This window comes from Kitasatospora sp. NPDC043950 (genome assembly GCF_056435345.1).
On the sequence record NZ_JBWKER010000037.1, the window covers coordinates 1 to 13,502 of the forward strand.

Here is a 13,502-nt window from a genome sequence, read left to right on the forward strand (position 1 = left end):
ATCCACTGGGGAAAGGGGGGTGGGGGTTGGGCCGGAGCGGGGGAACGCCCCCCCCCCCCCCCTTTCTGTTTGTTTTTCTTTTCTCCCCCCCCCCCCCCCCCCCCCCCCCCCCCCCCCCCGGCCCGATTCCACCCCCCACCCCGGAGGACGGCCATGGAGCCCACCTCGCTCTCCCGCAACCGGGACTTCCGGCTGCTCTGGGTCGGCGGCCTGATGGCCTCGCTCGGCTCCCAACTCGCCTCGATCGCCCTGCCGTTGCTCGTCCTGCGGGAGACCGGATCGGCCGCCCAGGCGGGCGCCATCGGCACCGTCTCGATCGGCGCGCTGCTGCTCACCATGCTGCCCGGCGGCGTCATCGCCGACCGGATCGAGCGGCGCCGGCTGATGCGGGTGTGCGACGTCGGCAGCCTGCTCGCCGTCACCGCGCTGGTGATCGCCGTCCTGCGCGGCCACACCCCGCTGCCGCTGGTGCTGCTGGTGGCCGCCGCCGGGGCGCTCATCACCAGCGCCTACGGGCCCGCCGCCGGCGGCCTGCTGCGCGCGGTGGTGCCGCGCGAGCAGGTCCGCGCGGCCTCGTCCCGGATGCAGGCACGCGGCGCCGCCGCCCGGCTGGTCGGGCCGATCGCCGGCGGCGCGCTGTTCGCCTGGCACCCGGTGCTGCCGTTCCTCGCGGAGGGCGTCGGGCTGCTGCTCTCCACCGTCTGCGTCGCGCTGATGCGGACCCGCTCGGTGCCCGCCGCCAGGAGCGGCGCGGCGTTCAGCCGCGGCGAACTGACCGCCGGGCTCAGCTTCATCTGGCGCCAGCCCTACCTGCGCACCCTGCTGCTGATCTTCGGGCTCGGGATGAACTTCGCGTTCAGCGCGCTGATGTTCACCACCCTGGCCGTGGCCTCCGACGGCGGCCACTCCGGGATCGGCGGCGGCACCGTGGTCTCCTGCACCGCGGCCGGCGCCCTGGCCGGCGCGCTGCTCGCCCCGAGGCTGGAGGCCAGGGCGCGTCTGACAATTCACGCGCCCGACGGGAATTGTCAGACACGCCCTGAGGCGCGCCCCGGGGTGCGCGACGGCAGGCTGGTGGCGCTCAGCTGCTGGGCGGCCGCGGCCACTGCCGGGGTGCTGGTGCTCACTCGGATCCCGCTGCTGATCGGGCTGCTGTGCGCGGTGTGCATGTGCCTGTCCACGGTCGCCAGCATCGGCTTCGTCTCCGGCATGCTGCTCGCCGCGCCGCCCGACCGGATCGGCCGGGTGCAGAGCGCCGCCGGTTTCCTGTCCACCCTGGTCCAGCCGTTCGGCCCGCTGGTGGGCGGCGCGCTGCTCGGCGCTCTCGGCGGCACCCGGACCTTCGCCCTGCTGGCGCTCGCCATCTCGCTCTGCGCGGCCGTCGTCACCTGGGCGCCGCCGGTCCGGCGCGGTCCGGCGCCTGCCCCGGCCCCCGCACCGCTACCCGCACCCGCAGGCTGAACCGTTCGGCGGCCCGGGAGACGAGCGACCCGGAAGAGCCCGGAAGACGACCCGGAAGACGACCCGGAAGAGGAGGCGCGCCATGGCCGGCGCCCAGGAGACCCAGCTGTACTGCCTCGCCGATCCGACGTACTACGACACCCCCGGCCGGCTCCGCGACCGGGCCGGCCGGTACCAGCTGGGGCTCGGCGCACCGCCCGCCGGGTGGCGGCGCGAGCGGCGCGGGCTGTGGACGGCGCTGCGGCCGGACGGCGCCCGGCTGCCGGAGCAGGGCTGGAAGATCCACGTCTCGACCGTGCCGGAGGAGGCCGAGGCGACTCTGCGGGCCGTCGCGCGGGTCTGCATGGCGCGCCGCACGACGTTCAAGTTCCTGCGCAGCGACGAGGCGCTGCGGGTCGCGAACGGCAAGTACATGGGGCGCGGCAGCAGCGGCAAGTTCGTCACCGTCTACCCGGGGTCGGAGGCGGAGTTCCTGGCCGTGGCGGCGGAGTTGGCCGAGGTGCTGGCGGGCCGCCGGGGGCCGTACGTGCTCACCGACCTGCGGATCGGGACGGCCCCCGTGTACGTGCGCTACGGCGCGTTCGTCGAGCTGTGGTGCCAGGACGAGGACGGGCGGCCCGTGCCCGCGCTGCGCGACCCGTCCGGCGAGCTGGTCCCCGACCGGCGCGACCCGGTGTTCCAGCTGCCGGCCTGGGTCGAACCGCCCGAGGAACTGCGCCCGCACCTGGCCGCCCGGGAGGCGGCCGGCGGCGACCTGCCGTACCGGATCGTCGAGGTGCTGCAGTTCTCCAACGCCGGCGGGATCTACCTCGCCGAGCACCGGACCACCGGGGAGCGGGTGGTGCTGCGCGAGGCCCGCCCGCACGCCGGGCTGGACGCCGCCGGGGACGACGCCGTCACCCGGCTGCGGCGCGAGCAGTGGGCGCTGGAACGGCTCGCCGGCCTGGACTGCGTGCCCCGGCTGCACGAGGTCCGGACGGTCTGGGAGCACACCTTCCTGGTCCAGGAGCACATCGAGGGCGTCCAGCTGTTCGCCGAGGCGATCCGCCGTTACCCGCTGGTGCACCAGAACTGCACCGCCGGACAGCGCGCCGAGTACGCGCACTGGGTAGCCGGGGTCGTGGCCGGACTGGAGAAGGCGCTCGGTGCCCTGCACGAGCGGGGCGTCCGGTTCGGCGACCTGCACCCGGCCAATGTGATCGTCCGTCCGGACGGTTCGGTGGTGCTCGTCGACTTCGAGTACGCGGAGGAACTCACCGGCCGCCGTGTCCCGCTCGCCGGCGCGGGCGCGCTGCAGCCCCCGCCCGGGCTCGACGGGGCCGACGCCGACCGCCACATGCTCTGGGCCACCTGGCTGATGCTGCTGATGCCCGTGATGGAGCTGGCCGAACGCGATCCCGGCAAACTGCCCGCGCTGGAACGGCGGGCACGGCACTGGTTCGGCCTCGGGCCGGAGGAGGGGCCGGTGCGGCCGGGCGCCGTGGCACCGGTGGCGCGGGTGGAACCGGTCGGCGAACGGCGGGTCCGTGAACTCCTCGCCGGGCCCACCCTCGACGCCGCCAGGAACGAACTCGTCGCCGGCATCCACGCCGGGGCCACCCCCGACCGGCCGGACCGGCTCTTCCCCGGCGACCCGGCCGGATTCGCCGACGGCGGCACCGGCGTCGCCCACGGCGCCGCCGGCGTGCTGTACGCGCTGCACCGCGCCGGGGCGCCCTGCCCCGACGAGTACGCGGACTGGCTGATCGCGGCGATGCGGCGGCGCGGCCCGAGACCGGGCGCCGGAGGGCTCTTCGACGGGCCGCTCGGCGTGGCGGCCGTGCTCGCCCGGGTCGGCCGCGGCGACGAGGCCGCCGAACTGGCCGCCCAGGCCCGGCAGGCCCGGCCCGCGCCCACCGTCGCCCTCCACGGCGGCCGGGCCGGCGCCGCGCTCGCCCGGCTGCGGCTCGCCGACGCCCTCGGCAGTTGGCGCGAACTCGCGGACGCCCTCGCCGACGCGCGGGCGCTCGACGCGGTGCTGCGCGGGCAGACCGTCCCGGGGCTCGGCGCGCCGACGGCGGCCGGACTGCTGTACGGCCTGGCCGGGATCGCCCTCGTCCAGCTGCGGCTGTACCAGCGGACCGGTGAGGACTGGCTGCTGGCCTCCGGGCGCGAGGCGCTGGGGCGGGCCGTGGCGCAGTGCGTGCGGGTGCCCGACGGGTCGGTCCAGGTCCTCGACCGGGGGCGGCGGCTCGCCTACCTCGACCGCGGCAGCAGCGGGATCGCGCTCGTCGCCCAGGAGTACCAGGCGCTCGGCGGCAGCGGGTCCGAGGAGTTCGGCGGGCCCGGGGAGTTCGGCGGGTTCGGGGAGTTCGGGGAGTTCCTCGCCGACGTGCGGCGGGTGTGCGCACCCGGATTCGTGCGCGAGCCCGGGCTGTTCCGGGGCCGCGCCGGGCTGCTGCTGGCGCTGGACCGGCTGGGCGGGGCGGCGGCCCGGGACGCCGTCCGCGAGCAGGTCCGCAAGCTCCAGTGGCACCTGGTCGCGCGGCCGGAGGGCCTGCTCGTCCCCGGGATGCGGCTGCGGCGGTTCTCGGCGGACCTGCACACCGGGGCGGCGGGCGTCCTGCTGGCCCTGCGGGCCGTCGAACAGGGCTCGGAGGGCGGGGAGTTGCTGGACGTGCTGACGCTCGGCCCAAGGGGTGCCGGCCGGCGCGGCGGGCTCAGCTGAGGTTGTCGGCCAAAGCAGTGGCGTGCTCGCGGGCGTGCAGGTGAGTGAGGCGGGGGAGGGCGTAGAGGGCGGCGTGGGCGGTGACCTCGCCGGTGGGGGAGGTGACGGCGCCGGTGTCGGTGAGGGCCTCCAGGGTGCGCAGGGCGAGGCGTTCGGGGCGGCCGAGGGCGGCGGCGGCCTCGGGGAGGGTGAACAGCAGGGAGAGCGGCAGGGCGGCGAGCCGGCCGAGGGCGAGGCGACCCTGGTCGGTGAGGTCGCGCCAGCCGGAGTCGAGGCGGGCGCGGACGGTGACGTCCCCGGCGACGAGTTCGTCCAGGGCGCCGGCCGGATCGGCGAGGCGGGCCGCGTACTCGGCGAGCGGCAGGTGGCGCAGGACGGCGAGCCGGGTGCCGGCGACCCGGACGGCGAGCGGCAGCAGCCCGCAGGCCTCGACGATCCGGGCGGCGGCCGCGCGGTCGGTGCCGGTCCGGCCGGTGCCGACGATCCGGCCGAGCAGGTCGAGCGCCTCGGCGGGGGCGAAGGGCGGCACGGTGACCCGGTGCACCGAGGCCAGTCCGGCGAGCTGGCTGCGCGAGGTGACGAGGGTGGCGCTCGGGCCGAAGCCCGGCAGCAGTTCGCGGACTACGGCCTCGCCGGGGGCGTCGTCGAGGATCAGCAGCATCCGGCGTCCGGCCAGGGAGGCGCGCCAGAGGGCGGCGGCCTGGGCCGGGTCGGCCGGTCTCGGGCCGGATCGGCCGGTGAGGGCGGCGAGTTCGGCGAGGATGTCGGCGAGCGGGCGTGGGGTGCCGTCCTCGGTGCGCAGCCGGAGCAGCAGCCGGCCGTCGGGGAAGCGGTCGGCGAGCAGGTGTCCGGCGTGCACGGCGAGGGCGGTCTTGCCGACGCCGGCCGGGCCGGAGAGGACCGCGACGCGCTCGCCGCCCTCCGCCAACGCGTCGATCAGATCCCGCAGTTCGTGGCTTCGGCCGGTGAAGTCGGTGGTGTCGGCGGGCAGCAGTGCGCCGCTCGGGCCGGGGTGCTGCGCCGGCCGGGCGGTGGCGGGGCGGGCCGGGCCGTGGGCGAGCAGCTGCCGGTAGCGGGCGGTCAGGGCGGGGCTGGGTTCGAGGCCCAACTCGCGGGCGAGCAGCTGGCGGTGGGTGTCGTAGACGGCGAGCGCCTCGGCCTGCCGGCCGGACAGGTGCAGGGCGTTCATCCGGGCGGCCTGGAGGCGTTCGCGCAGCGGGTGGCGCTCGGCCGGGTCGGCGAGTTCCTCGGCGACGGCGGTGGCGTTGCCGAGCTCCAACTCGGTCTCCGCCCAGTCCTCGTGGACGCCCAGGCAGCGGGCCTCCAGCCGATCGGCCTCGGCCTGGACGGCGGGCGAGCAGCGCAGGTCGGCGAGCGGCGGGCCCTGCCACAGGTCGAGGGCCTGGCGCAGCAGCCGGGCGGCGGGGGCGAGCGCGCCGCTGTCGGCGGCGGCCCGGCCGGCCCGGGCGAGGGCGCGGAACTGCAGGACGTCGAGCTCGGGTTCGGCGACCCGCAGCAGGTAGCCGCCGGCGGTGTGGACCAGCCGTTCGGGCCCGGGGTCGCGGCCGAGCAGGGTGCGCAGGGTGCAGATGTAGACCTGGAGGTTCTTGCGGGCGGTGCGCGGCGGCTCCTCGGGCCAGACCGCGTCGGTGAGCAGGTCGACCGGGACGGCCGTGTTGGCGCGGCTCAGCAGGACGGCCAGCACCAGCCGCTGCTTCAGCGGACCGAGGGCGAGCGGGCGGCCGTCCGCTTCGCCGGTCAGCGGGCCGAGGACGGAGAAGCGCGGCCGGGTGGGGGCGGCGGGCTGGGCCAGGGGCATCGGCGTACCTCCGGGGCGTGGGTGGGGGCCAGGGCGTGTCCGAGCGGGGGTGCGTGACCGGTGCGGTGCGGGCGTGGGCGCAGGCTACTTGACGGCCGATCCGATCTGTAGGGCACGGAATCGGCCTGTTTCGGTCACGCGACCCTCACACTTCGGGCACCTGGGGGAGGGGGCATCCGGGGGAGGGGGCGGCCGGGGGCGGTGGCGGCCGGCGGGCGCGGTGTCGTGGCCGGTGGGGTGGGGTGGGAGAGGCCGGCGGGGTGCGGCGGAGGGCCGGGGCCGGGGGTGCGGGCCCCGGGGCGGACGGGGACGGGCGGGCGAGGTCCGGGGCGCGGGCGCCGGGGCGGTTCCGGCGTTCCTCCAGCGGTGCTCGTCGGCGCGGTGAGCGCCGCCCGAGGGGCCGGGGAGGGACCGACGGCCACCGGAGGTCCCGGTCCGGGTGCCGGAACGCGGGCCGTGCGGCCCCGGGGGCGCGGGCCGAACGGCCCTAGGGGGCGGGGGCGGTGCGTTCGGATCATGGATCGCCAGCCATTCGCACGACGTTCCTAAGGAGTGCGTCCTTGAGCGCCACCCCGGCACAGGGCGACCCCACGCCACCGCCAACCTCCGTACCGCAGCCGTCGGTTCGGCCGAAACGGCCCGGTTCGGCCGTGGTCAGACTGCTGACCACCACCGACCACAAGACGATCGGCTCCATGTACCTGGTGTCGGCGTTCGGGTTCTTCCTGATCGGCGGTGTCCTGGCGCTGGTCATGCGCGCCGAACTCGCCCGGCCCGGAACGCAGATCCTCTCCAACGAACAGTTCAACCAGGCCTTCACCATGCACGGCTCGGTGATGCTGCTGCTCTTCGCGATGCCGCTGTTCACCGGCTTCGCCAACTGGATCATGCCGCTGCAGATCGGCGCCCCGGACGTCGCCTTCCCGCGCCTGAACATGCTGTCCTTCTGGCTGTTCATGTTCGGCTCGCTGATCGCCGCCGCCGGCTTCGCGACCCCGCAGGGCGCCGCCGACTTCGGCTGGTTCCTCTACGCGCCGCTGTCCGACGCCGTCCACTCGCCCAGCGTCGGCGCCGACATGTGGATCATGGGCGTGACGCTCTCCGGCTTCGGCAGCATCCTCGGCGCCGTCAACTTCATCACCACGATCATCTGCATGCGCGCACCCGGGCTGACCATGTTCCGGATGTCCATCTTCTGCTGGAACGTGCTGCTCACCTCGGTGCTGGTGCTGCTGGTCTTCCCCGTCCTCGCCGCCGCCCTGCTCGCCCTCGAATGCGACCGCAAGTTCGGCTCGCACGTCTTCGACCCGGCCAACGGCGGGGCGATGCTCTGGCAACACCTGTTCTGGTTCTTCGGCCACCCCGAGGTGTACATCCTGGCGCTGCCGTTCTTCGGGATCATCTCCGAGATCATCCCGGTCTTCAGCCGCAAGCCGATGTTCGGCTACGCGGGGCTGATCGCCGCCACCGTCGCCATCGCCGGCCTGTCGGTGACGGTGTGGGCGCACCACATGTACGTCACCGGGCAGGTGCTGCTGCCGTTCTTCTCCTTCATGACCTTCCTCATCGCCGTCCCGACCGGGGTCAAGTTCTTCAACTGGGTCGGCACCATGTGGAAGGGCTCGCTCAGCTTCGAGACACCGATGCTGTGGACGGTCGGCTTCCTGGTCACCTTCCTCTTCGGCGGCCTCACCGGCGTGCTGCTCGCCGCCCCGCCGATCGACTTCCACGTCTCCGACTCGTACTTCGTCGTCGCCCACTTCCACTACACGCTGTTCGGCACCGTGGTCTACGCGATGTTCGCCGGCTTCCACTTCTGGTGGCCCAAGATGACCGGCAAGAAGCTCGACGAACGGCTCGGCCGGATCACCTTCTGGACGCTCACCGTCGGCTTCCACGGCACCTTCCTGGTCCAGCACTGGCTCGGCGCCGAGGGCATGCCCCGCCGCTACGCCGACTACCTGGCCTCGGACGGCTTCACCACGCTCAACACCCTGTCCACCATCTTCTCCTTCCTGCTCGGACTGTCGATCCTGCCGTTCCTCTACAACATCTGGAAGACGGCCAAGTACGGCGAGAAGGTCGAAGCCGACGACCCGTGGGGCTACGGCCGCTCGCTGGAGTGGGCCACCTCCTGCCCGCCGCCCCGGCACAACTTCGTCCGGCTGCCGAGGATCCGCTCCGAATCCCCGGCCTTCGACCTCCACCACCCCGACATCGCGGCCCTGGACGTCCTGGAGAACACCGGCAAGCCCGCCACCCACCTGGGCGACGTGAGCCCGGCCAAGTACGACCTGCCACAGACCAGGGCGGAGCGGGCGCGGTCCGCCGTGGACAGCTGACCCGAGGCCGGGCGCGCCCCGGCCACCCGCTCCGAACCCTCCGACCGCCGTCTCCGCCCGCGCCCCCGTCACGGGCGGGGACGGCTCCCTCCCCTCGCGACCTGGAAGGCCGGCCCCATGACCCACACCGTCCTCGCCATCGGCACCGCCGCGCTCACCGCGAGCGGCTGCGTCTGGTACCTGCCCGCCATCGCCGACCTCCAGGCCGGCGCCGACCGGCCCCGCTCCACCCGCACGGCCGCGGCGGCCTGCGTCCTGTGGTGGGCCGCCCTCGCCATGGCCGGCGGGCTGCTGCTCGCCGTGCCCGACTGGCGGCCCGCCGCGCAGATCGCCCTCGCCGGGCTGGTCGGCGGCGTGGCGCTGCGGGTCCGCGCCCGGTGGGACCGGCGCGGGGAGCAGCACGAGGCCGCCGCCCGCTGGGCGGCCCCGGGCGCCCGGCCGGCGCCGCGCTCCGGCCGCCCCGCCGCCGTCACCCTCGCGGGGTGGCTGGTCGTCGGCGCCGCCGTCGCCTCGCTGGGGGCGGTGGCGATCCTGCTGTCGGACGAGGGCGCCGTCGGCTCCCGGGTGGTGCTCGCGGCGGTCAGCGGGGCCGGGGTGGCGCTGGCCTTCCTGCTGGCGGGCCTCGGCAGCGCGCGGCGGCGCTGACGGCCCCTCCGGTACGGGCGGCGCGGCTCCTCCGGGGGCCGCGCCGCCCGTGTGCTCGCCCGAATGGGGTCGTTGGGCCCTGGGTCCTGCGGCGGTCGGTGGGCGATGATGCCCTGGGCCCTGCCGGGAGTGTGCGGGGGTGACGAAGGTGGAGCCGCGTGATGGCGACCAAGACGGCGGGCGCCGGGGCACCGGCGCCGGTGCGGGTGTTCCTGCTGGACGACCACGAGGTGGTGCGCCGCGGGGTGCACGACCTGCTGGACGGCGAGCCCGATCTGGAGGTGGTCGGCGAGGCCGCCACCGCCGAGCAGGCGCTCGTCCGGGTGCCCGCGCTGCGGCCCGACGTGGCGGTGCTGGACGTCCGGCTGGGCGACGGCGACGGGGTGTCGGTCTGCCGTGAACTGCGCTCCCGGATGCCCGGCCTGGCCTGCCTGATGCTGACCTCCTTCGATGACGAGGAGGCGCTGCTGGACGCCGTGATGGCGGGTGCCGCCGGGTACGTGCTCAAGCAGATCAGCGGCACCGACCTGGTGGCCGCGGTGCGGACCGTCGCCTCCGGCCGCTCGATGCTGGACCCGGGCGCCGCCACCCGGCTGCTCAACCGCCTGCGCAGCGACGCCGAGCCCGCGCAGCCCGTCACCACCGGGCCCGCGCTGACCGTGCGCGAGCAGGAGGTGCTGGCGCTGATCGGGGAGGGCCTGACCAACCGGCAGATCGGCGAACGGCTCTACCTCGCCGAGAAGACGGTGAAGAACCACGTGTCGCGGCTGCTCGCCAAGCTGGGTGTGGAGCGGCGGGTGCAGGCCGCGCTGATCTCCACCGAGCTGCGCCAGGCGGCCGCCGCCGCGCAGCCGGCGCACCTGCGCTCCCTCCGGGGCTGACGCGACGTCCGGGCCCGGGACCCCCGGCGGGACCATCGGCCCTCGCGCCGCCGCCACCGCCGGGGCGAGCATCGAGAGCATGAACGGTGATCACGACCTGCTCGAACTGGACCGGGAGCGGGCGCTGGAACTGCTGGCCAGGGCCGCGGTCGGCCGGGTGGTCTACACCATCCGCGCCCTCCCGGCGGTGCTGCCGGTGTCCTTCCGGCTCGACCTGTCGGACGGCGGCGGAGTGCTGCTCTCGGCCCCGGCCGGCTCCGAACTCGCCCGGGCCGTGGACGACGCCGTGATCGCCTTCGAGGCCGACGAGGTGGACGGCGTGGACGGCTCCGGCTGGTACGTGACCGTCCTCGGCCGCGCCCAGGTCGGCCCCGCCGCCGGCCGAGCCCCCGGGGCCGTCCGGATCCGCATCCGCCCGGAACTCGTCGTCGGCCGGCGGCTGCCCCCGCGCACCGACTAGTGCAGATCGCCCTCGATGCGGCCCGCCAAGGCGCGGACGGTCGGCGGGAGTTGGCGCAGGTGTACGGCGAGGAGCGGGACGGCCAGGGCGAGGTAGACCCAGCTGAGGGCGACCCGGGCGGACTCGCCGGGGAGGGCGAACTGGACGGCGAACAGGGCGAACAGCAGCCCGGCCTTCCAGGGCAGGAACCGAAGGTCGAGCAGGAGCACCACGGCCAGGACGGTCTGCGCGGCGGTCAGCAGTACCTCGTCCACCTGGCGTTCGACCAGCGGGAGGGAGGCCGCGCCGCCGCCGGCCAGGTAGGCGAGCGGGAGGCAGCCGATCAGCAGGGTCCACTGGTTGACCTTGCTGGAGAGCAGCGCGCCGAGGCCGTCGTCCCCGCGCAGCCGCCAGGCGAAGACGACCGCGACGATCAGCTCGGGCGCCTCGGAGGCGAGCGGGGCCAGCCACTGCACCAGCAGGAAGCGGTCGATGCCGAGCGAGGCGCCGGCGTCGACCAGCGAGGTGGCGAAGGGCTCGGCGCAGGCGAAGATCACCCCGGCCGCGACCGCGAACACCAGGACGGTGGTCGCCCGGCGGCGCTGCCGGGGGAGGGCGGCCAACCGGGCCGGAACGCCGATGAGTTCCTCCTCGTCGTCCTCGCTACAGCGGCTGACCCGGAAGAGGTAGTAGCCGTACCAGGCGATCAGGACGACCGCGAGCACCCAGGAGATCTGCCGGGTCAGCGGCATCACGAAGGCCACCAGGGCGGCGGCGCCGAGGAAGGCGGTGTCGATCCGGCGGTGCTCCCGCAGGGTGATCCCGGGGGCGGCGCCGCGGCGCCGGGCGGCGAAGGAGGAGGCGAGGGCGACCAGTGGCCAGCCGACGCCGACCAGCAGCCGGTTGGCGCCGGTCATGTTGGCGGCCGCGTAGGCGGCGTACTCGGGCCGGGTGCCGGCCGCGTACGCGAAGTAGAGGTCGACGGCGTACTCGGGCAGGACGGCGATGAACGCCAGCAGGGCCAGGGCGAGCGGGCCGGAGATGTCGGCCCGGGCGGTCTCCGCGGCCCACATCAGCAGGAGCGCCGCCGCCAGGACGCCGAGGCCGAAGACCACCATGCCCGGCACGGGCGCCAGGTGCACCCCGGCCAGCCGCAGCACCACGGAGGGCAGCGCGCCGGCCACGGCGGCCCCGATCCGCAGGGCCGTCACGGATCCGCTGGGCGGCTGCGCCGACGGGATCTCGGCGGGGCCCGGTGGGGTGGCGGTCGCGGGTGACTTCTGGGCCATCAGCCGTCCTTGCGCTCGGGGAACCTGAGCAGGCCAGGGCCTGTCCGGCGGATCTTGCCGGACAGACCTTAGGGTCGGCGGGCGGCGGGGCGGGCCGAACGGCGGGGCGGCGTGGCCGAGTTCCCCCGGACGGCGGGCGGGCGCCGTGCCCTAGGCTGGCTCGGGACGCCGTCGACGGAGGGAACAGGACGCCATGCTCGACCCCGGGACCGCCGCCCTCTACGCGCGGGACGAGACCTGTCGGCTGCTGGGCATCGCGCTGGACGAGGTGTCCGCCGGTCGAGCGGTGACGCGGATGACGGTGGCCGCGACGATGGTGAACGGCCACGGGACGGCGCACGGCGGCTTCCTGTTCCTGCTCGCCGACGCCGCGTTCGCGTTCGCCTGCAACAGCCACGGCCCGGTGACGGTCGCGCAGGCGGCGCAGGTCGTCTTCCTGGCCCCGGCGGCGGTCGGGGACGAACTGGTGGCGGAGGCGGTGGAGCGGTCGCGGGCCGGGCGCGGCGGGGTCTACGACGTGACGGTCCGGCGGGCGGACGGGAAGGCCATCGCCGAGTTCCGCGGGCAGAGCGTGGTGATCGGGGGCCGGCCGCAGACCGACTGAGCGCCCGGCCCCTCACCGCTGCCCGGCCCCCGTCGTCACCTCCCGGTCAGGACCGTGGACGCTCGTCCAGCACCTGCTGGAGCTTGCCGGTGCGCGGGTTGGTGACCAGTTCGGAGCGCGGCACCCACTCGACCGCGAGGTCGTGGATGCTGCCCAGCGCGACCTCGTCGGGGTAGAGCGGCCGGGCCGTGTACACGGCCTCGACGAGCCGGTCGGCGAGCTCGGGGGCCGGCCGCTGCCCGGTGTAGCCGAGGCGCAGGATCAGGCCGTCGCGCCCGGCCCAGCGGCGCTGCACGAGCTGCATGCCGGTGATGTGGCGCTCCGGGTCGGCGGCGAGCAGGACGGCGCGGATCTCCTCGGTGGGCATGGCGACGGTGCCGACCCGGGCGCCCTCGGTGGAGCGGCCGAGCAGGCGGAAGCGGCGGCAGCGGGCGTCGGTCCACTCGGCGCGGTCGCCGGTCGGGTAGCGCAGGATCGGCATCAGGGTGCGGAACAGGTTGGTGACGACGACCCGGCCGGGAGTCCTGGGCGTGGTGATCGTCTTGCCGGTGACGTCGTCGACGAGCTCCACCACCGTGCGGTGCGCGAAGGCCTCGTGCACCCGGACGTCGTCGCCGGGGACGGGCGAGCCGACCAGCCCGGCGTCGTTGGAGGCGTAGCCGACGGAGGCGACGGCGGCGTGGGGGAAGGCCCGGGCGAGGATCGGCCGCAGGTCGGCGAAGAGCAGGTCGCCGCCGAACAGCAGCAGTTCGACCCCGTCGGCCGTCTCCCCGCGCTGGACCAGGCACTCGGCGACGGCGCTGAGCTTCATCGGCTCGCCGGCCAGCACGTGGACGCCGAAGCCGGTGATGAGGTCGGCGATGTACGGGTCGGGGGCGGCGCCGCCGACGCCCAGGCGGACGTTGTCCACGGGGGCGTGGTGCAGGGCGCCCTCGATGTAGAGGAAGCCGCCGTAGAGTTCGCCGGCCGTGAAGAGGTTGGCGACCCGGTGCCCGGGCCGCAGGCCGGCCCGGACGAGTCCGGCGCCGAAGGCGGTGACCGAGTCGGCGTGCTCGGTGCGGGTCCAGGGCGAGAACTTGGGGACGCCGGTGGTGCCGCCGGTCTTGTAGATGCCGGCGTCGCTGAGCGGGCCGGTCAGGACGCGGTTGTCGGGCCAGGTGTTGGCGGCCCAGAAGGCGGCCTGGTCGATGACGGGGAGCTGGTCGAGGCGCTCGGCGGCGGGGGGCAGGTCGCGGTACAGCTCGGCGTAGAACGGCGAGTTGGCGCGGGCGAAGGCGATCAGCTCGGCCAGGGGCTTGGCGGGCATGGTGGTCGG

General features: G+C 75.5%; 10 protein-coding genes. 7 read left to right on the top strand and 3 right to left on the bottom strand.

All coding sequences use genetic code 11. The features are described 5' to 3' along the window. Positions 1–153: 153 nt before the first annotated feature. Positions 154–1,461: an MFS transporter gene (locus AC07BF_RS23995; protein WP_363584701.1), complete on the top strand. Its 1,308-nt coding sequence runs from the start codon at positions 154–156 to the stop codon at positions 1,459–1,461. Positions 1,462–1,543: 82 nt separating this feature from the next. Beyond that, positions 1,544–4,168, top strand: coding sequence for a class III lanthionine synthetase LanKC (gene lanKC, locus AC07BF_RS24000; protein ID WP_478333891.1), 2,625 nt, complete (start codon positions 1,544–1,546; stop codon positions 4,166–4,168). Here lanKC and AC07BF_RS24005 read toward each other — a convergent pair. Further along, positions 4,161–5,987 carry an AfsR/SARP family transcriptional regulator gene (locus AC07BF_RS24005; RefSeq protein ID WP_363584705.1) on the bottom strand — a complete coding sequence of 609 codons (1,827 nt, stop codon included), beginning with the start codon at positions 5,985–5,987 and terminating at the stop codon, positions 4,161–4,163. The two genes, lanKC and AC07BF_RS24005, sit on opposite strands and share 8 nt — an antisense overlap. A 530-nt stretch (positions 5,988–6,517) precedes the next feature. Between AC07BF_RS24005 and ctaD the strand changes: the two genes are divergently transcribed. The 4 genes from ctaD (at position 6,518) to AC07BF_RS24025 (ending at position 10,315) form a co-directional block, all read left to right on the top strand. After that, on the top strand, positions 6,518–8,329 hold the full coding sequence (gene ctaD, locus AC07BF_RS24010) for an aa3-type cytochrome oxidase subunit I (RefSeq protein WP_478318332.1): 1,812 nt from the start codon (positions 6,518–6,520) through the stop codon (positions 8,327–8,329). A gap of 117 nt (positions 8,330–8,446) precedes the next feature. After that, entirely contained in the window at positions 8,447–8,974 is a 528-nt protein-coding gene (locus AC07BF_RS24015; RefSeq protein WP_363584709.1) for a hypothetical protein, read from the top strand. Between the two features lie 161 nt (positions 8,975–9,135). After that, a complete protein-coding gene (locus tag AC07BF_RS24020; protein WP_363584711.1) occupies positions 9,136–9,855 on the top strand; it encodes a response regulator transcription factor in 720 nt (239 codons plus the stop codon). Between the two features lie 79 nt (positions 9,856–9,934). Beyond that, positions 9,935–10,315, top strand: a complete 381-nt coding sequence (locus tag AC07BF_RS24025) for a pyridoxamine 5'-phosphate oxidase family protein (protein WP_363584713.1) — start codon at positions 9,935–9,937, stop codon at positions 10,313–10,315. Here AC07BF_RS24025 and AC07BF_RS24030 read toward each other — a convergent pair. Beyond that, the gene (locus AC07BF_RS24030; RefSeq protein WP_478319289.1) at positions 10,312–11,583 is read right to left on the bottom strand and encodes a hypothetical protein; all 1,272 of its coding nucleotides are present in this window, start codon (positions 11,581–11,583) and stop codon (positions 10,312–10,314) included. The genes AC07BF_RS24025 and AC07BF_RS24030 overlap by 4 nt on opposite strands. A gap of 193 nt (positions 11,584–11,776) precedes the next feature. On the opposite strand from AC07BF_RS24030, the gene paaI reads away from it, so the two are divergent. After that, a complete protein-coding gene (gene paaI, locus AC07BF_RS24035) occupies positions 11,777–12,187 on the top strand; it encodes a hydroxyphenylacetyl-CoA thioesterase PaaI (RefSeq protein WP_363584717.1) in 411 nt (136 codons plus the stop codon). Positions 12,188–12,233: 46 nt separating this feature from the next. Here paaI and AC07BF_RS24040 read toward each other — a convergent pair whose 3' ends face one another. Next, positions 12,234–13,493: a phenylacetate--CoA ligase family protein gene (locus tag AC07BF_RS24040; RefSeq protein WP_363584719.1), complete on the bottom strand. Its 1,260-nt coding sequence runs from the start codon at positions 13,491–13,493 to the stop codon at positions 12,234–12,236. Positions 13,494–13,502: the final 9 nt, after the last annotated feature.